Annotated in this window: 21 protein-coding genes and 1 riboswitch; of the genes, 7 read left to right on the plus strand and 14 right to left on the minus strand. The window is 67.4% G+C overall.

Annotation, left to right across the window (positions count from 1 at the left end; translation table 11 throughout):
- Window positions 1-40: 40 nt before the first annotated feature.
- From ABZ789_RS13720 to ABZ789_RS13745, 6 genes are all read right to left on the minus strand, one after another.
- Window positions 41-274, minus strand: coding sequence for a LapA family protein (locus ABZ789_RS13720; RefSeq protein ID WP_358424487.1), 234 nt, complete (start codon window positions 272-274; stop codon window positions 41-43).
- A gap of 66 nt (window positions 275-340) precedes the next feature.
- On the minus strand, window positions 341-1369 hold the full coding sequence (gene yhjD / locus ABZ789_RS13725; protein ID WP_358424489.1) for an inner membrane protein YhjD: 1029 nt from the start codon (window positions 1367-1369) through the stop codon (window positions 341-343).
- Window positions 1370-1385: 16 nt separating this feature from the next.
- The gene (gene trpS, locus ABZ789_RS13730) at window positions 1386-2426 is read right to left on the minus strand and encodes a tryptophan--tRNA ligase (RefSeq protein WP_358424490.1); all 1041 of its coding nucleotides are present in this window, start codon (window positions 2424-2426) and stop codon (window positions 1386-1388) included.
- 74 nt (window positions 2427-2500) lie between these two features.
- Window positions 2501-3304, minus strand: coding sequence for an exodeoxyribonuclease III (locus ABZ789_RS13735; RefSeq protein ID WP_358424659.1), 804 nt, complete (start codon window positions 3302-3304; stop codon window positions 2501-2503).
- 87 nt (window positions 3305-3391) lie between these two features.
- Window positions 3392-4585: a hypothetical protein gene (locus ABZ789_RS13740; RefSeq protein ID WP_358424492.1), complete on the minus strand. Its 1194-nt coding sequence runs from the start codon at window positions 4583-4585 to the stop codon at window positions 3392-3394.
- Between the two features lie 128 nt (window positions 4586-4713).
- A complete protein-coding gene (locus ABZ789_RS13745) occupies window positions 4714-5931 on the minus strand; it encodes an NADP-dependent isocitrate dehydrogenase (protein ID WP_358424494.1) in 1218 nt (405 codons plus the stop codon).
- 268 nt (window positions 5932-6199) lie between these two features.
- Window positions 6200-6311: riboswitch (SAM riboswitch) on the plus strand.
- Window positions 6312-6445: 134 nt separating this feature from the next.
- Between ABZ789_RS13745 and ABZ789_RS13750 the strand changes: the two genes are divergently transcribed.
- Complete coding sequence (locus tag ABZ789_RS13750; protein ID WP_358424496.1) at window positions 6446-7573, plus strand: homoserine O-acetyltransferase; 1128 nt, start codon at window positions 6446-6448, stop codon at window positions 7571-7573.
- Here ABZ789_RS13750 and ABZ789_RS13755 read toward each other — a convergent pair.
- The 3 genes from ABZ789_RS13755 to ABZ789_RS13765 all read right to left on the minus strand — a co-directional run bounded on the left by ABZ789_RS13755 (window position 7570) and on the right by ABZ789_RS13765 (window position 9420).
- Window positions 7570-7854: a DUF3017 domain-containing protein gene (locus ABZ789_RS13755; RefSeq protein WP_358424498.1), complete on the minus strand. Its 285-nt coding sequence runs from the start codon at window positions 7852-7854 to the stop codon at window positions 7570-7572. The two genes, ABZ789_RS13750 and ABZ789_RS13755, sit on opposite strands and share 4 nt — an antisense overlap.
- A 26-nt stretch (window positions 7855-7880) precedes the next feature.
- The gene (locus tag ABZ789_RS13760; protein ID WP_358424500.1) at window positions 7881-8735 is read right to left on the minus strand and encodes a bifunctional methylenetetrahydrofolate dehydrogenase/methenyltetrahydrofolate cyclohydrolase; all 855 of its coding nucleotides are present in this window, start codon (window positions 8733-8735) and stop codon (window positions 7881-7883) included.
- Window positions 8736-8805: 70 nt separating this feature from the next.
- Window positions 8806-9420: a maleylpyruvate isomerase N-terminal domain-containing protein gene (locus ABZ789_RS13765; RefSeq protein WP_358424502.1), complete on the minus strand. Its 615-nt coding sequence runs from the start codon at window positions 9418-9420 to the stop codon at window positions 8806-8808.
- Window positions 9421-9590: 170 nt separating this feature from the next.
- On the opposite strand from ABZ789_RS13765, the gene ABZ789_RS13770 reads away from it, so the two are divergent.
- Window positions 9591-10055 (plus strand): tRNA (cytidine(34)-2'-O)-methyltransferase, encoded by a 465-nt coding sequence (locus tag ABZ789_RS13770; protein WP_358424504.1) that lies wholly within the window; start codon window positions 9591-9593, stop codon window positions 10053-10055.
- On the opposite strand, the gene ABZ789_RS13775 is transcribed toward ABZ789_RS13770, so the two are convergent.
- Both ABZ789_RS13775 and ABZ789_RS13780 read right to left on the minus strand, forming a co-directional pair.
- Window positions 10052-10360: a rhodanese-like domain-containing protein gene (locus ABZ789_RS13775; RefSeq protein ID WP_358424506.1), complete on the minus strand. Its 309-nt coding sequence runs from the start codon at window positions 10358-10360 to the stop codon at window positions 10052-10054. The two genes, ABZ789_RS13770 and ABZ789_RS13775, sit on opposite strands and share 4 nt — an antisense overlap.
- Window positions 10361-10556: 196 nt before the next feature.
- Complete coding sequence (locus ABZ789_RS13780; RefSeq protein WP_358424508.1) at window positions 10557-13811, minus strand: error-prone DNA polymerase; 3255 nt, start codon at window positions 13809-13811, stop codon at window positions 10557-10559.
- 183 nt (window positions 13812-13994) lie between these two features.
- Between ABZ789_RS13780 and ABZ789_RS13785 the strand changes: the two genes are divergently transcribed.
- A complete protein-coding gene (locus ABZ789_RS13785; protein WP_358424510.1) occupies window positions 13995-14453 on the plus strand; it encodes an SRPBCC domain-containing protein in 459 nt (152 codons plus the stop codon).
- A gap of 4 nt (window positions 14454-14457) precedes the next feature.
- Complete coding sequence (locus ABZ789_RS13790; RefSeq protein ID WP_358424512.1) at window positions 14458-14775, plus strand: metalloregulator ArsR/SmtB family transcription factor; 318 nt, start codon at window positions 14458-14460, stop codon at window positions 14773-14775.
- Here the strand turns inward: ABZ789_RS13790 and ABZ789_RS13795 are convergent.
- On the minus strand, window positions 14769-15674 hold the full coding sequence (locus tag ABZ789_RS13795; RefSeq protein WP_358424514.1) for a D-isomer specific 2-hydroxyacid dehydrogenase family protein: 906 nt from the start codon (window positions 15672-15674) through the stop codon (window positions 14769-14771). The two genes, ABZ789_RS13790 and ABZ789_RS13795, sit on opposite strands and share 7 nt — an antisense overlap.
- 112 nt (window positions 15675-15786) lie before the next feature.
- Between ABZ789_RS13795 and ABZ789_RS13800 the strand changes: the two genes are divergently transcribed.
- From ABZ789_RS13800 to ABZ789_RS13810, 3 genes are all read left to right on the plus strand, one after another.
- Window positions 15787-16194: a YciI family protein gene (locus ABZ789_RS13800; RefSeq protein ID WP_358424516.1), complete on the plus strand. Its 408-nt coding sequence runs from the start codon at window positions 15787-15789 to the stop codon at window positions 16192-16194.
- A 5-nt stretch (window positions 16195-16199) separates the two neighbouring features.
- Window positions 16200-17354 (plus strand): DUF6596 domain-containing protein, encoded by a 1155-nt coding sequence (locus ABZ789_RS13805; protein WP_358424518.1) that lies wholly within the window; start codon window positions 16200-16202, stop codon window positions 17352-17354.
- Between the two features lie 496 nt (window positions 17355-17850).
- Window positions 17851-19974 (plus strand): MMPL family transporter, encoded by a 2124-nt coding sequence (locus ABZ789_RS13810; protein WP_358424520.1) that lies wholly within the window; start codon window positions 17851-17853, stop codon window positions 19972-19974.
- A gap of 30 nt (window positions 19975-20004) precedes the next feature.
- Here ABZ789_RS13810 and ABZ789_RS13815 read toward each other — a convergent pair whose 3' ends face one another.
- On the minus strand, window positions 20005-20853 hold the full coding sequence (locus ABZ789_RS13815) for a sucrase ferredoxin (protein WP_358424661.1): 849 nt from the start codon (window positions 20851-20853) through the stop codon (window positions 20005-20007).
- Window positions 20854-20942: 89 nt separating this feature from the next.
- Window positions 20943-21470: a hypothetical protein gene (locus tag ABZ789_RS13820; RefSeq protein WP_358424522.1), complete on the minus strand. Its 528-nt coding sequence runs from the start codon at window positions 21468-21470 to the stop codon at window positions 20943-20945.
- Window positions 21471-21498 lie beyond the last annotated feature (28 nt).

Consider the following 21498-nt stretch of genomic DNA (forward strand, 5'->3'; position numbering starts at 1 on the left):
GCCCGCTTTCGTATACGCTCCCGCGGGCGCCGTCGCCGGGTCACCGGCCCCGCTGGAACAGGATCCCCGCCACCCACCCGATGATGAAGATGACGACGAGCACGAGCCACAGCGGTGCCTGCACGGACATCCAGAACAGGTGGATACTGGCGCTCTCCCGGTTCTGGAGGATGAAGAGCACCGAGATCAGGACCAGGATGCCGGCGATCGCGGTACGCGGAGAGAGCCGGAACGAGCGCCCGTGCGCGTCGGATCGCGGTGTCTGTTTTCCCACGACCACATAGTGATCCGTCTACGGCCCGGTTACCACCCGATCCGCGTTTTCAGTTCTGACGTTCGGTCACTTCCTGCGCATCCCGATTCCTGCGAGAAGACCACCGAGCAGGCCCGCGGCGAGGAGCGCGATGCCACGTCGTGCACCGATGCCCTCATGGACCTCGAGACGAGGCGTGATGACTGCTCCGGCGGGGACGGGACGGTGTGCGAGTGCCAGACTCCTCCGCGACGTCGCTGCGAATGCGGTACAGAAGAGCACCAGGCGCGCAGTGAGGTTACCGAACACGAGGATCCCCAGGATGGGCCCGAACGCGATGCCTGCGGGCCCGTTTAGCACACGTTCCAGATAGAGGGACCCCGTCTGCTTGAGCAGTTCGAATCCGATTCCGGCGATCACGCCGGCGACGAGTGCGCTGCGGAAGCTGACCGGTTCGCGGGGAAGACGCGCGATCACCCACGTGAACACCAGGCTCGTGGCCGCGATCGCCGTGGCCAGCGCCACGATCCGCAGCAACACACCGATGCCGAAGAGATTGTCCATGTTGAGCAGTTCCACGATGCGGTGCGCGACCGGCCCACTGCTGAGCGCCGAGAGTCCCAGCGACACCGTCATCGCGAGTCCGAGACTCAACAGCGCGCCGCCGTCCCGCAGTTTCACCACGAGGAAGTTCCCGTTGGCACGCGGGTTTTCCCACATGGCCGTGAGGGCTTCTCGCAGGTTCGTGATCCAGCCCAGGCCCGCATAGGAGGCGGTCAGCAGACCGATGAGACCCACGGCGCCACGGGCTCCGATTGCGGAGTCGATCAGGCTCTGCACGGTGTCGCCGAGTTGACCGGGAATGTTCACCGCGATGATCTCCCGGATCTGGTCGAGCAGTTCGGGACGTCCGGCGAGCACGAAACCGGCCACCGAGAACACGACCATGATGATCGGGACGACCGCGAGGACCGTGAAATAGGTCAGACCGGCCGCGTAGTAGTCACCCTTGTTCTGCTGGTACCGCACACCGGCACGGATGACGCGATCGAGCGCAGGATGGGCCGCACGTCGACGATCGAGAAATCCCGGTTTCTCATCCGGTTCGCCGACCATCCTGGTACTCCTTCGTCTACGTTCGCGGCAGGAACCCCACCTTGTCATAGACCTGAGCCAAGGTGCGGGACGCGACTTCCCGAGCACGCTCCGCACCCCGGGACAGGACGCGGTTCAGTTCCGCCGGGTCGGTGAGATACTCGTCGACCTTCGCGCGGATCGGGGTGACGAACTCGGTGAGAACCTCTGCGGTGTCGGCCTTCAGGTCGCCGTATCCCTTGCCCTCGTAGCCGGCCACGAGTTCGTCGACGCTGCGCCCCGACAGGGCCGACTGGATCGTGAGCAGGTTCGACACGCCGGGCTTGTTCTCCCGGTCGAACCGGATCTCCCGATCGTTGTCGGTGACCGCCGAGCGGATCTTCTTGGCCGAGACCTTCGGGTCGTCGAGCAGGTTGATCAGTCCCGCGTCGGTCGCGGCGGACTTGCTCATCTTGGACGTCGGATCCTGCAGGTCGTAGATCTTCGCGGTCTCCTTCACGATCATCGGTTCGGGGACGACGAAGGTCTTACCGAAGCGGGAGTTGAAGCGCTGCGCGAGATCTCGGGTGAGTTCGAGGTGCTGACGCTGGTCCTCCCCCACCGGCACGTGGCTCGCACGGTAGAGCAGGATGTCGGCGGCCATGAGGATCGGATAGGTGAACAGGCCGACACCGGCGTGCTCGGTGCCCTGCTTGGCCGCCTTGTCCTTGAACTGGGTCATCCGGCTGGCCTCACCGAAACCGGTGATGCAGCTCAGCACCCAGGACAGCTCGGCGTGCTCGGGCACCTGGCTCTGCACGAACAGGACCGACTTCTCCGGGTCGATTCCGATCGCGAGCAACTGCGCCGCCGAGACGAGTACGCGCTTGCGCAGCAGCTTCGGCTCGTGCGGAACGGTGATCGCGTGCAGATCGGGGATGAAGTAGAAGGCGTCGTTCTCGTCCTGCGCCGGAACCCACTGCGCCAGCGCCCCGAGGAAGTTTCCGAGGTGGAACGAATCCGAGGTGGGCTGGATGCCGGACAGCACACGGGGGCGGGCCTTCGGCTTCGTGGCGTTCTGTTCTGCAGTGCTCGACATGCCGTCGATGATTTCACGCAGGCCGCGGCGTGCCGCGACCGAGGTACTCCCTCCCCCGACGCCCGCCGAGCGGATCAGCGGTCGAAGGTCACCGTCACCGGCGCGTGGTCGGACCACCGCTGGTCGTAGCTCGCCGCCCGTTCGACGCGGGCCTCGGTCGCGCGGGCCGCCAGAGCCGGGGTGACCAGGTGGTAGTCGATGCGCCAGCCGGCGTCTGTGTCGAAGGCCTTGCCGCGATAGGACCACCATGAATAGGGGCCTGCGACGTCGCCGTGGAGGTCGCGCACCACGTCTCGCCAGCCGGCTTCGAGGAGATCGGCGACCCAGGCACGCTCCTCCGGCAGGAAGCCGGACTTCTTGATGTTGCCCTTCCAGTTCTTGATGTCCCGCTCCGTGGGGGCGATGTTCCAGTCGCCGCACACCACCATGTCGTGCCCGGCAGCGGTTACTTCGGCATACTGCTCCGCGAGATAGGTCGCGAAGCTCTTCATGAAGTGTTCCTTCTCGTCCTGCTTCGGGGTCTGGGCTTCGCCGGTCGGCAGGTACAGGCTTCCCACGGTCACGTCGCCGAAGTCGGCCTCGATGTAGCGGCCTGCCGACGCGAATTCGTCGACGTCGAAACCGACCCGCACGGCGTCGGCCGGCACACGCGAGAGGATCGCCACCCCGGCACGTCCCTTGACGGACGATTCGGCGCCCACGCAGTGCCAGCCGGCCTCGAGCGCCGGAGCGATTGCGGCGTGGAACTGCTTCTCGGTGGCGCGCACCTCCTGCAGGCACACGATGTCGGCGGTGGACGCCGTCAGCCATTCGAGCAGGCCCTTGCCTGCCGCGGCACGGACGCCGTTGACGTTCACGGTGGTGATGACGAGAGGCACCGCGTCACCGTAGCCGACACCGGGGACGCGACCGCAGGTCGCTGCCGCGGATGTGGCGCGCACGACCTCCCGGAGCGAGACCGCCCGCTATCGCGAGGTGGTGTGGGCCAGCTTGCGAGCCCGCGCCACGAGAGGGCGCCAGCCAGGAACCGGACCCTCGCCGGCCTGCCCGGCATCAGTGCAGCGCAGTCGATATCGTTCGCGTAGGAGCGCAGCGTGCAGCGTCGCGGTGACGCCGGGAAAGTATCCCCGGCCCCGGACGCCGAGGGTGCCCACGAGCAGGGCGACCGGTGGGAGGAGCGTCCATCCGAGCAGGACGACCGCAGTGACGAACGCCTCGCCGATCGTGTCCTCGTCCAGTGCGGCCCAAACGATTCCCGCACACAGCACGACGTAGAGCGTGCCGCCGATCGCGACGGCGAGCACAGCACCGACGTACCGGCGGAGCAGCCAGCACCGGACAGTCCATGGCACGAGCACAACTGCCACCAGAACCGTGGCGATCGACGCCGCGACGACGAACACGGCGTCCACGGCCGCTACGACGGGCGCGGACGGCGGGGGGTCGTCGAATACCACCAGGAGCGACAGGCCCACGACTGCCGTGACGATCGTGAGGGCGAGCAACTCGGCCCCCAGGGCGACCGCGGGACGGGCTGCGGCAGGCCGGCCCCGAGGCCGGAACCGCGCGGCCGTCGCGAGCAACTCGCGGCGGCGCAGCAGGGAGGACTCGCGACGGAGCATGCGGCGGGCGCCGACGCCACGCTGAGTCGCGAGGTAGAGGTCCTGGCTGAGCACGACGATGACGAAGACAGCCGGGAACAGGAGCAGGGCCGCGAGATCCACAGATTCGGGAAGTCCGTCGAGCAAGGCTGCGACGAGGGCCATCGTCGCTCCCACACCGAACACCGAGCCGCACAGTTCGACATGTTCGAGGCGTATCGCCTCGGTCTGCCGGGGTGACGAATCGGCCGAGATCGCCGGCCCGAGCGACCAAGCGATGAGATTGAGAGCGATCACGAGTGCCGCGAGCACTCCGAGGACAGCCGCGGCCTCACCGAACGACAAGGTGGTGAGGACGCCACTGCGGGCGGGTGTGTAGCGGTCGTATGCCAGCTCGTCGGCCCGCCGGGCGACGAGCTGGAGAAGGTGCGGTGCCAGCGCGACAGGGATGTAGGCGAGCGCCGAGCCGAGCATGAGCATCCAGACCCGCGACCAGAACCGGCGACGGGCGTGAGCCCCGTCGCGGCCGCGACGTACGGCGCCGGATGTGTCGGTCACACTCGATTCCTCTTTCTCGTCACCTCGTGCCCGACGGTAACCGGTTCCCGGCCCTTCACAGGACACGACACGGGACGCCTCCTTGTCGGAGGCGTCCCGTGTCGTGTACTCCGCGAGCGGAGGACCTGTCAGGCGCGAGCCTTCTGCAGGTTCTCGTCGAGCGCGCCGAGGAACTCCTCGGTGGTCAGCCAGGACTGCTCCGGGCCGACGAGCAGCGCGAGGTCCTTGGTCATCTGACCGGATTCGACGGTCTTGATGACGACGTCCTCGAGCTGCTGTGCGAACTCGATGACCTCGGGGGTGTTGTCGAGCTTGCCGCGGTGCTCGAGGCCACGGGTCCAGGCGAAGATCGACGCGATCGGGTTGGTCGACGTCGGCTTGCCCTGCTGGTGCTGGCGGTAGTGCCGGGTGACGGTGCCGTGTGCGGCCTCCGCCTCGACGGTCTTGCCGTCCGGGGTCATCAGGACCGAGGTCATCAGGCCCAGCGAGCCGTAGCCCTGCGCAACGGTGTCCGACTGGACGTCGCCGTCGTAGTTCTTGCAGGCCCAGACGTAGCCGCCCTCCCACTTGAGGGACGACGCGACCATGTCGTCGATGAGGCGATGCTCGTAGGTGAGGCCGGCGGCGTCGAACTCCGCCTTGAACTCTTCCTCGTAGATCCGCTGGAACTCGTCCTTGAACATGCCGTCGTAGGCCTTGAGGATCGTGTTCTTGGTCGACAGGTAGACCGGGTAGTTGCGCTGCAGGCCGTAGGAGAGCGAGGCGCGCGCGAAGTCCTGGATCGACTTCTTGTAGTTGTACATACCCATGACGACGCCGCCGTCCTCGGGGATCTGGCAGACCTCGTGCTGGATCGGCTCGCTGCCGTCCTCGGGCGTGAAGGTGATGGTGACGGTGCCCGGGCGGTCGACCTTGAAGTCGGTGGCGCGGTACTGGTCGCCGAATGCGTGACGGCCGACGATGACGGGCTTGGTCCAGCCCGGAACCAGACGCGGCACGTTCGAGATGATGATCGGAGCACGGAAGATGGTGCCGCCGAGAATGTTACGGATGGTGCCGTTGGGCGAGCGCCACATCTTCTTCAGGCCGAACTCCTCGACGCGTGCTTCGTCAGGAGTGATGGTGGCGCACTTGACGCCGACGCCGTGCTTCTTGATGGCGTTCGCCGCGTCGATGGTGACCTGGTCGTCGGTCGCATCGCGATGCTCGATGCCGAGGTCGTAGTACTCCAGATCCACATCCAGGTACGGGTGAATCAGCTTGTCTTTGATGAACTGCCAGATGATGCGGGTCATCTCGTCGCCGTCGAGTTCGACGACCTTACCCTCAACCTTGATCTTGGACATATGCGCTTCGTGTCCTCCTAGGACGTTTCTGTGGTCCCCAATCGATCACACTTTGTGGGTGCGATCGCCGTCGGCTCGGTACGAGCGAGCATGGCCGTGTCCACGTCCTGGATCGCGGCCAAACATGACAAGCGTACTGCTATTCGCGGTATGCGCAAAGCGCCCCGTCCCGGTCCCCCGCCTTACCGACCGGTAACTTTCCTGCTGGTCAGGGGTGTTCAGAGGGTGCATAAGACCCAGCAGGGGGACAGTCGCTAGACTGCCGGGAAGTCATGAGTGCCAGCGTCAAGCCCCGGCTTGCTGGCCGGCAACCCTCCGACCGGGGTGGGGTGCTCCGGGTGATGACACGGTCGGCGGAAGACCGCCGACAAGCCTGTTGCCGGGAGGATCGAAATGATGACGAGCTGTCGCCTGCGAGTGCCGACCGAAACTCCCATCAACGCCCGAAGGACACCATGACCGACATCCGCAACCGGCCCCGCCGGCTCACCCCGCGCGCCGAGGCGGTCACCTCTTGACAGCGGGCACCGAACGACGTCGCGTCGAACTACCTCCCGCGGACGGCCGCCTGGAGAACATCGAGATCGGGGATCTCCCCCTCGAGAGTGGCGAGACGCTGCCGAACGTCACCATCGCCGTGCAGCGGTGGGGTGAACTCTCCCCCACCCGCGACAACGTCGTGCTCGTCGAACACGCCCTCACCGGCGACTCGCACGTGACCGGCCCGGCCGGGCCTGATCATCCGTCACCCGGCTGGTGGTCGGGCATGGTCGGACCGGGGGCTCCCATCGACACCGATCGGTGGTGCGTGGTCTCGACCAACATCCTCGGCGGCTGCCGCGGCACCACCGGGCCCGGCAGCATCGCTCCCGACGGCAAGGCCTGGGGCTCCCGCTTCCCGCTGATCACCGTGCGAGACCAGGTGCAGGCCGAGGTCGCGCTGCTCGACAAGCTCGGAATCGACGGTCTCGCCGCCGTGACCGGCGGCTCGATGGGCGGGATGCGCACCCTCGAATGGATCGTCACCTACCCGGAGAAGGTGCGTGCCTCCTTGGTCCTCGCCACCGGGGCCCGCGCCACCGCCGACCAGATCGGCACCCAGAGCGCGCAGATGGCCGCCATCAAGGCCGATCCCGACTGGCAGGGCGGCGACTACTACGGCACCGGACGGCGCCCCGAGACCGGACTGGCCATCGCCCGCCGCATCGCCCACCTCACCTACCGGACCGAACTCGAGCTCGACACGCGGTTCGGGAACCACCCCCAGGACGGCGAGGATCCGTGGCGAGGGGGCCGGTACGCCGTGCAGAGCTATCTCGAGCACCAGGCGCGCAAACTCGTCGCACGCTTCGATCCCGGCACCTATGTGGTGTTGTCCGACGTGATGAACCGGCACGACATCGGCCGCGGACGCGGCGGTGTCGAAGCTGCTCTGGCATCCACCCCGGTTCCGACGATCGTGGCCGGCGTGGACTCCGATCGGCTCTACCCGCTGCGCCTGCAGCAGGAGATCGCCGACCTGCTCCCGGGATCGGGAGATCTGAGGGTGCTCGTCTCCCGGGACGGACACGACGGATTCCTCACCGAGGCAGACGAGGTCGCCAAGCTCCTCAGCGAGCTGATGACGCTCGCCGAAGGCTAGTCGGTTCCCAGCGGATCGATCGACACGGCGAGTGCCACGACGATGCCGCCGACCACGATCATCGACGCGACGTCGAACCCCTTGCTGCGTACCGCGAGGACACCGACCGTGTCCTCATCGAGCACAAGGCGCAACAGGCCGGCGAGGATGGTCGCGCCGCCGAAGACGAACGCTCCACGTCGCCATCGGTCGGCGAGCACCAGGATCACCGCTGCCGCGATCACGAGGGTGACCGCGAGCAGCGGCAGGTTCAGACGTGTGAATCGCAGAGCCTGAGCCATTTCGTCTCCCGAGGTTCGACCCGTTGCTACCCGGCTGCGAGCTGTTCGGCCCGCTCCACGACATTGGTCAGCAGGAACGCGCGCGTGAGCGGGCCGACACCGCCCGGATTCGGCGAGATGTACCCCGCGACCTCGCGCACGTCCGCGGCGACGTCGCCGCGCAGTCCGTCCTCGGTACGGGAAACACCCACATCCAGCACAGCGGCGCCGGGCTTGACCATCTCGGCTGTGACGAGACCCGGCACTCCCGCGGCGGCGACGACGATGTCGGCCCGACGGACCTCGGCGGCGAGATCACGGGTGCCGGTGTGGCAGAGGGTGACGGTCGCATTCTCCGAACGACGTGTGAACAGCAGCCCGATCGGACGACCGACGGTGACACCACGTCCCACCACCACCACGTGCGCACCGGCGATCGGCACGTCGTAACGGCGCAGCAGGTGGATGATGCCGCGGGGAGTACACGGCAGCGGGGCCTCCTTGCCGAGCACGAGACGGCCGAGGTTCACCGGGTGCAGTCCGTCCGCGTCCTTGCCCGGATCCATGCGCTCGAGCGCCGCGTTCTCGTCGAGATGCTTCGGCAGCGGGAGCTGGACGATATAGCCGGTGCAGGCCGGATCGGCATTGAGTTCGTCGATCGCCTCGAACAGCTGCTCCTGGGTGATGTCGGCCGGCAGATCCTTGCGGATCGACGTGATGCCGACCTTCGCGCAGTCGTTGTGCTTGCCACGTACGTAGGCCGCGGAGCCCGGATCGTCACCGACGAGGATCGTGCCGAGACCGGGCGTGACGCCCTTGTCCTTCAGCGCGGCCACGCGGACCTTCAGGTCCTCGAAGATTTCGTCGCGGGTTGCTTTGCCGTCCAGGATCGTCGCAGTCACGTCGCCCATTCTTCCAGGCGCCCCTCCGGAGTCGAATCGCGGCCGGTATCCGCGCCATCCGGCCGAACACTCATACGACGGAATAACCTCCGGGCAGGGAGCTCCGGCCGGTCAGCGCCATCAGCACAGTCGTACCGTCGCCGAGCGCCAGAGCGATTCTCGCCGCCAACAGAGTCGCCTCCTCGAGGACGTCGGCAGCAGGGGTGAAGGGGACACCTGCGGCAGCGGCGATATCGAGACCGTGGACGGCGAGTTCGAAGGTCCGCGTCGGAAGGTAGGAATGCAGTCGCATACCCGCTCCTCCGATCACCCGGATCGGACGATCCTCCCCGGCACCGAGCCGGTCGATCACCGACCGCGACAGAGCGTCGACGGTGGTCGCCGGGTCGGCACCGAGATCGGCGCCCGCGCGACGACCGCGTTCGAGGACATCGTCCGGACCGAGGGCCGACATCAGCTCCGCGACGTGGACGTAGTACTGCTCCGGGCTCTCGATGTCCTCGGTGTCGGCAGGGCTGTCGAGATATGTCACGACCGTGGTCAGGGAACGCGAGGCGTGACCGGTCAGCGCACGCAGATCCCACCCGCCCAGACCCGGCCCGTCCCAACGATTCTCCGGAATCCTACGCACCAGATCCGCGAAGCTGCGCACCGCCGACAGGTACGTCGCTACCGGTGACTCCATACGCCCTCCCCGGTCGAACGCATCGAACCCGACGGGAGAATGAAATCACGCGTGTGGTCACCGTTACGGCCACGTTCACACGCGTGTCGGTGCAGATAGCCTCGCCGAGGCGGTCCCCTCACCCGGATGCCCAGCTCAGAACACGAACGCTCGACTTGTTAACCTGCGTTGTGTTCAGAGTGATGTTCCACGAGCCGCGCATTCCCCCCAACACCGGCAATGCCATCCGTATGGTCGCCGCGACGGGCGCGGAGCTGCACCTGGTGGAACCACTCGGTTTCGACCTGTCCGAGCCGAAGCTGCGACGCGCCGGCCTCGATTACCACGACCTTGCATCGGTCACCGTGCACAGCGATCTGGAAGCGGCGTGGACGGCCTTGCAGCCGGAGCGGGTTTTCGCATTCACCGCTCACGGCACGGCGAACTACGCGGAGATCGAGTACCGGTCCGGCGACGTACTGCTGTTCGGTCCGGAGCCGACCGGGCTGTCGCCCGAGGTGCTCGCCGACCCGCATGTCACCGAGCAGGTCCGCATCCCGATGCTGCCCGGCCGACGGTCGCTGAATCTGTCCAATGCCGCCGCCGTCGCCTGCTACGAAGCGTGGCGGCAGCACGGATTTCCCGGAGCTGTCTAGGCGTCGCTCTCGACGGGGCGGCCCGAGCGGGCCCATCCGTCCGTGCCGCCCACGACGGACACCGCGTCGATGCCGCGGCCGGAGAGGTACTGTGCGGCTTGCAGGCTGCGGCCTCCCATTGCGCAGACGACGTAGACGGTGCCCTCGGTGGGGATCTCGTCGATTCGTGCGACGAATTCGCTGAGCGGAATGTTCTTGACGCCGGGCACACGTACCTGGGCGTATTCGTCGCGCTCACGGACGTCGATGACGGCTGCCCCCTCGGCGAGCCCGGATTCGAGTGCGGCCAGGTCGACCTCACGCATCGTTGTCGGTCCTCTCGGTGTCGGATGTCCCGGCGGTTCCGGACGAGCATTCCCGCCGGGTGACGAAGCGGACGGCCGGGTAGAGGACATCCGCGCACACGAACAGGAACGCCACACACGGTATCGCGATGCCGACACCACCCCGGCGCGCTCCCCCCTGCACATCTGTTTCCGGGCACGGCCGCCGTGGGGAACGCTAGTGAAAATCCCGCGATCTGCTCGGCATCCGCAGATCCATGCGCTCGAGGTGATCGGCGAGGAGCGTCACCACCCCCTCTGCATTCTGGAGCCGCCCCCGGACGAGCAGAGCCGGTGCGGTGTGCGCAAGGGTGCGGTAGCGCGCCCACAATCCCACCGAGCACACCACGTTCACCATTCCGGTCTCGTCCTCGAGGTTGAGGAAGGTGACACCCGCCGCGGTCGCCGGTCGCTGACGGTGGGTCACGGCACCGCCGACGAGGATTCGTGTCCCGTCGGGGATCCGGAACAGTTCCGCTGCGGGGATCACGCCGAGTTCGTCGAGGTGGTCGCGCAGGAACTGTGTCGGATAGCTGTCCGGCGATATTCCCGTTGCCCAGACGTCGGCTGCGGCGAGCTCGAGAGCACTCATCCCCGGGAGGGCCGGTGCCGGAACGGTCCCGACCCCCGGCAACCGTCCCGGGCGTTGCGCCGCAGCCGGAGCCGCAGCCCACAGGGCTTCGCGGCGGGTGATACCGAACGACGAGAACGCACCCGCGGTGGCCAGCGCCTCGACCTGCACCGTGGTGAGGCCGACCCTGGTGGCGAGGTCGGCAGGCGAGGCGTACCGGCCGTGGTCGCGGCGTTCGATCACGATCCGTTCGGCGAGCTCGTCGCCGATGTGCCGCACCGTGGCCAGGCCGAGTCGCACTTCCCGGCCCGATTTCTCGAGGGTGGCGTGCGCGAGGCTCGCCCCGATGTCGGGCCCGTGGACGACGACGCTGTGACGCCGGGCATCCGCGACCAGCGATTGCGGCGAGTAGAAACCCATCGGCTGAGCGCGCAGCAGACCCGCACAGAAGGCGGCGGGATGGTGCAGTTTGAACCACGCCGAATAGAACACGAGCGAGGCAAAACTCTGCGAATGACTCTCGGGAAAACCGAAATTCGCGAACGCATGCAGTTTCTCGTAGATGCGGTCCGCGACTTCTCCCGTGATGCCGTGCAATTCCCGCATCCCCTCGTAGAGGCGACCGCGCAGGCGCTCCATCTTCTCCGTCGACCGCTTGGACCCCATCGCGCGGCGCAACTGGTCGGCTTCCGCGGCACTGAATCCCGCGGCGTCGACGGCCATCTGCATGAGCTGCTCCTGGAACAGCGGAACCCCGAGCGTGCGTTCGAGGGCATTCTCGAGGCAGGGATGGTCGTAGGAGACGGGTTCGAGACCGTTGCGGCGTCGGATGTAGGGATGCACCGAACCACCCTGGATCGGGCCGGGCCGGATGATCGCCACCTCGATGACCAGATCGTAGAAACAACGGGGCTTCAACCGGGGCAGAGTGGCCATCTGCGCCCGCGACTCCACCTGGAAGACGCCCACCGAATCGGCGCGACACAGCATTTCGTAGACGCCCTCTTCGGAGAGGTCGAGGTGTGCGAGATCGACACGGACACCTTCGTGTTCGTCGACGAGGTCGATCATGTAGTGGAGCGCGGAGAGCATGCCGAGGCCGAGCAGGTCGAACTTCACGAGACCCGCTGCGGCACAATCGTCCTTGTCCCACTGCAGGACGGTGCGCCCTTCCATCCGTGCCCATTCGACGGGGCACACGTCTGCGATCGGCCGGTCGCAGATCACCATTCCGCCCGAGTGGATACCGAGATGCCTTGGGAGGCCTTCGATCTGTTCGGCGAGATCGAGGACTGCCTCGGGGATCTGCTCGTCGGTCTCGACCCGCACCCCGCCCCACCGGGCGACCAGCTTGCTCCACGCGTCCTGTTGTCCTTGCGAGTAGCCGAGAGCACGGGCCATGTCGCGGACAGCGGAACGGCCACGATAGGTGATGACGTTCGCGACCTGCGCCGCGTTGGCGCGCCCGTACTTCCGGTAGACGTACTGGATCGCTTCCTCCCGCCGGTCGGACTCGATGTCGAGGTCGATGTCGGGCGGGCCGTCGCGCTCGGGTGACAGGAACCGTTCGAAGAGCAGTTTGTTGCCGACGGGGTCGACATTGGTGATGCCGATGGCGTAACAGACCGCCGAGTTGGCGGCCGATCCCCTTCCCTGGCAAAGGATGTCGTTCCGTTTGCAGAAGTCGACGATGTCGTGGACGACGAGGAAGTATCCCGGGAACCCCAGCCGTCCGATGACGTCGAGTTCGTGTTCGATCTGCCGATAGGCGGCCGGATGCCGCTCGACCGGCCCGTAGCGACCACGTGCTCCGTCGTAGGTGAGCTCGCGCAACCAGGTGTCCTCGGTGTGCCCGGGGGGAACATCGAAGGGCGGTAGCTGCGGGGCGACGAGGCGCAGGTCGAAGGCACATTCGCGGCCGAGTTCGGCGGCAGTGCGCACGGCATCCGGAAAGGACTCGAACAGCCGCGCCATCTCCTCCCCCGACCGGAGATGTCCGCCGCCGCCCGGGTGAAGCCGGCCGGCGGCGTCGTCGAGACTCTGCCGGCCGGAGATCGCTGCCATGGCCATCGCCAGGCGTCGCCGCTGTGGCTGCGCAAAGTGCGCGGCCGTGCTCGCAATGCACGAGATCCGGTGGCGTGTCGCGAGATCGAAGAGAGCGACGTTGCGCTCGTGATCGTCGGGACAGCCGTGCCGGGTCAGTTCGACGGTCACGCGATCGGCACCGAACCGCTCGACGAGGTCGAGCAGCGCCGCCTCGGCCGCGGAGGTTCCTCCGGTATCGAGAGCCTGTCGCAGGTGTCCTCGGCGGCACCCGGTGAGGATCTGCCAGTGACCGCCGGCGGCGTCGGTGAGCGCGTCGTAATCGTATTTCGGGTTGTTCTTCTCCCCTCCCGCGAGGTGGGCCTCGGCGATCTGCCGCGACAAGCGTCGATAACCTTCCTGCCCGCGGGCGAGGACGAGCAGATGTGCGTCGTCGAGCGACAGTTCCGCACCGAAGACGGTGCGTATGCCGAGTTCACGAGCGGCTTCGGCGAATCGCACCGCCCCGTACAGACCGTCGCGATCTGTTATTGCGAGGGTTTCGAGCCCGAGCCGTACTGCTTCCTCGGTGAGTTCCTCCGGCGTCGAGGCACCGTCGAGAAAACTGAACGCGGAGTGTGCATGCAACTCCGCGTAGGGCACGACAGGCCCTACCGGTCGCCGAACCCGCGCCTCGTACTCGACACGGGTGCGCGACCACGCCGGACTGTCGCCCCCGTCGCCGGGATGTTCGACGTCCCGGCGGGAAGCGGGGTGTGGCCGCCCCGAGAGCACGCGTTCCATTTCCGACCAAGTCGGCGGACCGTTTCCCCATCCCACGCAGGCACCTCCTCGACGGCCCCAGTATCGCACATATGTTCGAACAGACGACTCGAAAGCGCAGCTCCCGTCGACACCGCTCGGCGCGGCGCGACGACAACCGCACGATCACCGCAACCCAGCGGTTGCATCACCGCACATTCAGTGCAACCCTGGAGTTGCTCTTCTATCGAAGGAGAAGTCATGGCCGACGAACTCGACCGCATCGAACGCGGCATCACGATCGACGCCCCCGTCGAGCGCGTGTGGGCGCTCGTATCCGAACCCGGCTGGTACATCAACGACCACGAGTGGACCGAGCACCGGCTCGAACGCGACGGAGACCTGACCACGGTGCACGATCCCGTCCACGGTGCCTTCGTCTTCCGTACGGTGACCCTCGACGAGCCGTACTACGCGGCCTTCCGATGGCTGGCCGATCACACCGACCCCGGCAGCCCCTCGACTCTCGTCGAGTTCCGGCTCACCGCACTCGACACCGGGGCCACCGAATTACGGGTGATCGAAACCGGATTCGAGTCGCTTCCCGGAGACGCCGGTGAGCGCCGTACCCGCTTCGAGGAGAATTCGAAGGGGTGGGTCACCGAATTGGAGATCGCCAAGAGCCATCTCGAGAAGGGCGGAACCGTTGCCTCGCGCTGACGAGATGCCCACCGATCTGCATCCCGTCTTCGCCGCCCTCGCGGACGACACCCGCTGGCGCATCCTGCAACGACTCGGACGCTCACCGGATTCGGCGTCCGGTCTCGCAGCCGAGTTCACCGTCTCCCGCCAGGCGATCGCCAAACATCTGACGGTGCTCGAGCGGTGCGGTCTCGTCACGTCGGAACGAGTGGGTCGCGAAATCCGGTTCTCCGCAGCCGGATCGAGGCTCAGCGCCGTGGGACGCGCGATCGACGCCGTGGGGGCGGGCTGGGAACGTCGCCTGTCGGCGATCAAGGAGGCTGCCGAGAGAGATCAGTAACCCGCGTTCGGGTCGACGCGGGCGATCGGTTCCTCGCCCGCGGCGAACCGACGTACGTTCTCCTCGAGTGTGGGGGCGAAGGTCTCCGTCAGACGGCTGCGGGTGTTGGCGATGTGCGGAGTGATCACGGCATTGTCGAGATCCCACAGGGGATGACCCTCCGGCAACGGTTCGGGATCGGTGACGTCGAGTACCGCCCCGGCGATCACTCCGTTCCGGAGCGCTTCCACCAGCGCATCGGTGTCGACGAGATTGCCTCGCGCAACGTTCACCAGCCACGCCGTCTCCGGCATCGCCCCGAGGGCTGCGGCGTCGACGAGACGGTCGGTCTCGGCGGTCGCAGGTGCGGCGACCACGAAGTGATCGGCCAGCGACCACACCTCCGCCGTCCGGTCGGCCGGCAAGGTCACCTTCGCCCCTTCCACCGGACGCCCCGACCGGTTGACCGCGACGACGTCCGCACCGAATGCCCGCAATCGGGGGATCATCGCCCGGCCGATGCCGCCGCACCCGACGATCGCGACGGTCGATCCGTGGAGCGTGCGGACCCGCGGGTCGAGCAGATCCTTGCTCCACCGCTTCGCGGCGATCGACGCGTGGAACTGCCGCAACCCCACGAGCAGCGCCCCGACCGCATATTCGGCCACATTGTCGGCGTACACACCGGATGCATTCGCCCACACCCGCCGGTCGTCGATCAGGCCCGCCCGGAAGAACGGTTCGATGCCGGCATAGGTGAGCTGCACCCATCGCACCCGATCGGGCAGAGCCGGGAACTCCTCGGCGCTTCCGTCCCACACCAGGGCGTCGGCCTCATCCAGCTCGGAGATGGTTCCGCCGCCGGCGACGATCGCCGCGGCGAGATGGTCGTCATGGCCGGGTCCGAGATGAATACGCATGCCGCGACCTTAACCTCGGAGACTCCGCGGCGGGATGTCGAGAATCGGGAAGCGGTTCCGTCTCCTCCATGAGCACGGCCACAATGGGCCGTACCGCACAGAGGAGAAGAGCATGGCCAAGTACCTGCTGCTCAAGCATTACCGCGGCGCCCCGGCTGCGGTGAACGACGTACCCATGGATCAGTGGGAGCCGGACGAGGTCTCCGCCCACATCGGGTTCATGAACGATTTCGCCGCCCGCCTCGAGAGCACCGGCGAGTTCGTCGACGCCCAGGCGCTCTCACCCGAGGGCACCTTCGTCCGGTACGACGGCGAGGGGCGTCCCCCCGTCACCGACGGGCCGTTCCCGGAGACGAAGGAGCTCATCGCCGGGTGGATGGTGATCGACGTCGACAGCTACGACCGGGCCCTCGAACTGGCCGGCGAACTCTCCGCCGCGCCGGGAGCGGGCGGAAAGCCCATCCACGAATGGCTCGAGGTCCGGCCGTTTCTCACGGCGCCTCCCACCGTCACGGAGTGAGGGCCGTGGCGGCAACTATCGGCGACGACACTCTTCTGCGCACGCTGGTTCCCGCCGTGATCGGCATCCTCGTCCGCCGCGGATCGGATTTCGCGGCGGCCGAGGATGCCGTGCAGGACGCACTCGTCGAAGCCCTCCGGGTATGGCCGGAGGAGCCGCCGCGCGACCCGAAGGGCTGGCTGGTCTCGGTGGCCTGGCGCAGATTCCTCGACACCGTGCGCGCGGACAGCTCCCGCAGACGCCGCGAGATCCTCGTCGAGGCGGAGCCCCGCCCGGGCCCGGCGGGGTCGGTGGACGACACGCTGGCCCTGTACTTCCTGTGCGCCCATCCGTCCCTCACTCCCGCATCGGCCGTCGCGCTGACCCTGCGCGCCGTGGGAGGACTGACCACCAAGCAGATCGCCCAGGCATATCTCGTCCCGGAAGCGACGATGGCCCAGCGGATCAGCCGGGCCAAACGCACGGTCGCGGACGTGCGGCTGGACCGGCCGGGTGACGTGGCCACGGTGCTGCGAGTGCTCTATCTCGTCTTCAACGAGGGCTATTCGGGCGACGTCGACCTGGCCACCGAGTCCATCCGCCTCACGCGCCGGCTGGCGGCGGTGATCGACCACGAAGAGGTGGCGGGCCTGCTCGCCTTGATGTTGCTCCACCACGCCCGCCGGGCGGCACGAACCCGGCCGGACGGCAGCCTCGTCCCCCTCGCCGAACAGGACCGCCGGTTGTGGGACACGCAGATGATCGGTGAGGGAGTGCAGATCCTCCAGGCCGCGCTCGCTCGCGACAGGCTCGGGGAGTTCCAGGCACAGGCGGCCGTGGCCGCGCTGCACGCCGACGCGCGCACCTCCGAGGAGACCGACTGGGTACAGATCGCCGAGTGGTACGACGAACTCCTGCGGTTCACGGACAATCCCGTGGCACGCCTCAACCGCGCCGTCGCGCTCGGTGAGGCAGACGGCCCCCAGGCAGGCCTGGCCGCTTTGGCGGAGCTCGATCCCACCTTGCCCCGATACACGGCGGCCTCCGCCTATCTCCACGAGCGCGCCGGCGACACGGCAACGGCAGCACGGCTGTACGCGGAGGCCGCGCATCTCGCGACCAGCGTCCCCGAGCGCGACCATCTCGTGCGCCGGGCCGCGCGCCTGCGCAGCATCTCCTGAGTGTCCGTCAGGGTTCTCCCCCACCGCGAGATCCGGTTCCACGCCGGATGTGCCGACGGTGTGGGAGCGCGAGCATGAATGTCGTGAAACTCCTGGTACACAGGACAGCGGCATGATGGGACAGTTCGTGGTGGTCGGCGCCGACGAGGTGCACGAGGTGACGCACGCGACCGGCGCCGCGCATCATGCGCACGACGGTGGATGAACCCCGTCACTTCCACCGCTTCGGGAATGGATCGGCGGCCACCCCTGTTGAGGAGTGTGGATCGGCGCGTCGCGTACGCCCCGGAGCCGATGAGAAAACGCCTTCGTGGAATACCGTCCGGCTGGAGCCACGTTGCGCAACGTGCCGTGAGGCATCCGGCGCGTCGGTCCGCCCCTCCTTCCCTCCGTCGGAGACCTCCCTCCCGGTTGCGCCGAGCGCGGTGAAATCCTCCCCGTCAGGCGCCAGTACAGTTGCCGATCGTCACAATCGTCAGCGGAACCGGGAGTGCGCATGAATCGCTGGGCCGAGATCGTCGTCACCAGGAGCCGGTGGGTACTGGCGATCGTGTTGCTCATCGTGCTCTTCGCGGGCGCCTGGGGTGTCGGGATCTTCGGCAAGCTGGCGGGTACGGGCTACTACGACCCAGACAGCGAAGCCGTCGAGGTCGAGCGGATCATCTACGAGAACTTCGGGTCGCAGGCCGCGGACATCATCGCGCTCTACACCGCACCCGAAGGGCGCACGATCGACGACATCCGTCCCGACGTCGAGAGAACTCTCGCCGAGTTCCAGGAGGCGGTCCCCGCCGAGACGATCTCGACCTACTGGACCGCTCCCCCGCCGCTGAACCAGATGCTGCTGTCGACCGATCAACGCAGCGTAGCCGCGTCGATCACACTCGGCGCGAACTCCGGCGTCACCACCGCGAACTTCCCCGATGCGCTCGAACTGCTCGAGGTCCCGGGCGTGGAGTCGCAGTTCGCCGGCAACACCGTGGTCGCCATCGAGTTCACGGACACCTTGGAAAGCGACCTCGTCCGATCCGAACTCATCGCGATTCCGATCACGCTGGTGTTGCTCGTGTTCATCTTCGGCGGTGTGATCGCCGCCGCGGTTCCGGTGTTCGTGGGAGTGCTGGCGATCTTCTCGTCCCTCGCCACGCTGCGCCTGTTGTCGATCTTCACCGACGTGTCGTCCTATGCGCTCAACATCACGTCGCTGATCGGCCTGGGTCTGGCCATCGACTACGGACTGTTCATCGTCGGCCGCTATCGCGAGGAACTCGCCGCGGGCTCGGACGTCGCCTCGGCGGTGAAACGGACGATGGCCACCGCCGGTCACACCGTGATGTTCTCCGCAGCCCTGCTGATCTGCGCTTTCGCCGGCATGCTCGTCTTCCCGCAGACGGTGCTGCGATCGCTCGGCCTCGGCGCCATGGCCGCTGTCCTCGGCGCTGCCGTGTTGTCGCTGACCGCCGTTCCGGCGCTGCTGACGATGCTCGGCCACCGTATCAACGCGTGGACCTGGGATCGGGAGAGCTCCACTCGCAGCGAGGCCCGGGCGCGACGCTTCTGGGGAGGTGTCGTCCGCAGGGTGGTGCGCCGTCCCGCGACGATCGCCGTGGTGATCACCGCGGGTCTGCTCGTACTGGCTTCGCCCGTGGTCGAGGCCCGCTTCGGGGAGATCGAGTACACGGCTCTGCCCGAGGACAGTGAGGCCCGCGCGGCCACCCAGACCCTGCTCGACGAGTTCCCGAGCACCGGCAACGGCGCGACGCTCGTCCTGCGCGGGGAGAACGGGCAGGCCCCTGACAGTGCTGCCGTGCGCACGGTGGCCGGTGAGGTCGCCAAGGTCGACGGCATCTCGCAGACCGTCATCGTCGGTGAGGAATCCGACGTGGTGGTTCTCCAGGCCCTCTACGCGCAGGGCGTCGACGGCACCGAGCGGGCGAGTGCGATCACCGGTGAACTACGCGCCCTCCCCGTGCCGGACGGCACCGACCTGTTGGTCGGAGGTGGTCGGGCCCTCGTCGACGATGCGAACCAGGCCGTCTCGGAATCTCTCCCCTGGATGATCGCGGTCATGGTGATCTCCACCCTGGTGCTGCTCTTCCTGGCGTTCGGGTCGGTGGCACTGCCGATCAAGGCGGTGCTCATGGCAGCCTTGAGCCTCGCTGCGACCTTCGGCGTTCTGACCTGGGTGTTCCAACTCGGGAACGGCGCCTCCCTGTTGCATGTCGTTCCCGCGGCGATGGAACCGACCTTCGTCGTCCTGATCCTGGCGGTGGTCTTCGGCCTGTCCACCGACTACGAGGTGTTCCTCATGTCCCGCATGATGGAGGCTCGCGCAGCCGGGGCGACAACGGTCGAAGCGGTCGAGTACGGCATCGCCCGCACGGGACGCGTCGTCACCGCCGCAGCGCTCCTGTTGATCGTGGTCACCGGCGCCTTCACCATCTCCGGCCTGTCGATCATGCGCTTCCTCGGGGTGGGCATGATCGTCGCGTTGATCATCGACGCGACGATCGTGCGCATGCTGCTCGTGCCGTCGTTGGTCAAGCTCATGGGCGAGGCCAACTGGTGGGCCCCGGCGTGGATGAAACGCGTGCACGCGAAGGTCGGTCTGGGGCACTGAGACCGCCCCTGCCGCTCGCTCCGTTCCTGGTTACCGGAGCGGGGTGATCGTCGTCGCGACCACGGGACGTATCGGCTTGGCAGCGGCACCGCAGCTCGCCGGTCGCGCCGGCAGTTCCGAGGTCTCCGTCCCGACCTGCCACGCCCGGCCGTCGCGGTGACGCACGATCGGCTCGTCTCCGTCCTCGACGGTCACGGCATCCATCGAGTAGTCGCCGATCGCCTCGCGGACAGCGATCTCGGCGACCTGCCCGGCCGCACTCCACGTGCTTCGACCCCGCAGCCCTCGGGTGTACACCCCTCCGCCTCGGAGCTCACGGAGGGCGGTGGCGCTGTCGTCCACGTCGAGGCGCCCGTAGGTGTAGCCCGTGGGAAGCACGATCATCGAGGGTGCGAAGCGGTGCCCGCCGGTGTGCGAGCACTCCCACACGTCCGCTCCGAACTCCGAGGTGAGAGCGGCAGCGATCGGACGGCCGAGCACGGCACAGCACCGGTCACGTTTGCCGTGAGCGCACACGAGGGCGATCGGACCCTGCACCGCAGTGCCGATGCCGGGAGCCGGACCCGCGAGCACTCGGGGGACGATGTCGAGCAGTTCTGCGGGATCGGCGATCTCGACCCGCTCGCACCAGGCGTTCTCCGGTTCGGTGCGGGCGATCAGGACCGTCCGGGTCTCGCGCACGACGTCACGACCGGGCCGCCGGACGAACAGGATCCGCACATCCGCCGTCTTCGCCCTCGCGGACAGTTCCTCCGACAGATCGGCACCGAGAGCGGTGCCGTCGAGCACGTCGCGGCCCCAGCCGGTCGGCACCTCGAAGCACACATAACCCGGAGCTGTCGCGGCCGTTCCGGGCAGCGGCTCGTCGAGAGCGGACATCGTGGCGCAGGTGGCAGCGGGGAGGGTCGTCACGCGGACATTGTGGCCCGCGTTCTCCCGCAGGGGGTCGGCACCCTCCACGCCGTGCCTCATCCCTCGCGGCGCAGACGGCGGAGTGCGGCCTTGCCCCACACTCGCAGGAATCCCTGCGAGAGATACGCGAAGCTGCCCAGCGCCAGCACCCATTTGGTCACACTGACGGTCGATGCGGCACGGACCGTCCGGTCGTCGATGCGAGTCCGGTGGTCGAGCAGATACAGGCCGACGACGTTCTCCACGTAGTCGCCCGCGGCGGCGATCACCGGTGCGGCCATCAGGATCCGGCGCGTGCGCGGCGAGAGCGGACGGTGTTCGTCGAGCGATCGCGCACCTGCGCGCAACGCGATGGCGAAGGTCGCCGGATGCACCATGTCCCAGTAGTAGTGCTGCCGGTAACGCTCGATCTCGTCGGGACCGAGATTGTCGAGGATCTTCCGGTACTTCGAGGCCGAGAAGGTGGTCTGCACGGTGCCCACCGTCGTGGCCGTGGATCCCAGAACCCGGCCGATGTTCGCCTGGGAGACGATGAAGACGGCGGTGGCGCCGACGAGGAAGCGATCCGCCCGAGTAAGTGACATGCTCACGATGCTAGGGGTACGAACGGCC

This window comes from Rhodococcus sp. NPDC047139 (assembly GCF_040643435.1).
Classification (GTDB): domain Bacteria; phylum Actinomycetota; class Actinomycetes; order Mycobacteriales; family Mycobacteriaceae; genus Rhodococcus.

What these genes read in the sequence shown, in the direction of transcription:
- yhjD (WP_358424489.1), bottom strand. Translation starts at nt 1,369, where the DNA reads ATGGTCGGCGAACCGGATGAGAAACCGGGATTTCTCGATCGTCGACGT.
- trpS (WP_358424490.1), bottom strand. Translation starts at nt 2,426, where the DNA reads ATGTCGAGCACTGCAGAACAGAACGCCACGAAGCCGAAGGCCCGCCCC.
- ABZ789_RS13745 (WP_358424494.1), bottom strand. Translation starts at nt 5,931, where the DNA reads ATGTCCAAGATCAAGGTTGAGGGTAAGGTCGTCGAACTCGACGGCGAC.
- ABZ789_RS13755 (WP_358424498.1), bottom strand. Translation starts at nt 7,854, where the DNA reads ATGGCTCAGGCTCTGCGATTCACACGTCTGAACCTGCCGCTGCTCGCG.
- ABZ789_RS13765 (WP_358424502.1), bottom strand. Translation starts at nt 9,420, where the DNA reads ATGGAGTCACCGGTAGCGACGTACCTGTCGGCGGTGCGCAGCTTCGCG.
- ABZ789_RS13775 (WP_358424506.1), bottom strand. Translation starts at nt 10,360, where the DNA reads ATGCGTGAGGTCGACCTGGCCGCACTCGAATCCGGGCTCGCCGAGGGG.
- ABZ789_RS13785 (WP_358424510.1), top strand. Translation starts at nt 13,995, where the DNA reads ATGGCCGACGAACTCGACCGCATCGAACGCGGCATCACGATCGACGCC.
- ABZ789_RS13790 (WP_358424512.1), top strand. Translation starts at nt 14,458, where the DNA reads ATGCCCACCGATCTGCATCCCGTCTTCGCCGCCCTCGCGGACGACACC.
- ABZ789_RS13795 (WP_358424514.1), bottom strand. Translation starts at nt 15,674, where the DNA reads ATGCGTATTCATCTCGGACCCGGCCATGACGACCATCTCGCCGCGGCG.
- ABZ789_RS13800 (WP_358424516.1), top strand. Translation starts at nt 15,787, where the DNA reads ATGGCCAAGTACCTGCTGCTCAAGCATTACCGCGGCGCCCCGGCTGCG.
- ABZ789_RS13810 (WP_358424520.1), top strand. Translation starts at nt 17,851, where the DNA reads ATGAATCGCTGGGCCGAGATCGTCGTCACCAGGAGCCGGTGGGTACTG.
- ABZ789_RS13815 (WP_358424661.1), bottom strand. Translation starts at nt 20,853, where the DNA reads ATGTCCGCTCTCGACGAGCCGCTGCCCGGAACGGCCGCGACAGCTCCG.
- ABZ789_RS13820 (WP_358424522.1), bottom strand. Translation starts at nt 21,470, where the DNA reads ATGTCACTTACTCGGGCGGATCGCTTCCTCGTCGGCGCCACCGCCGTC.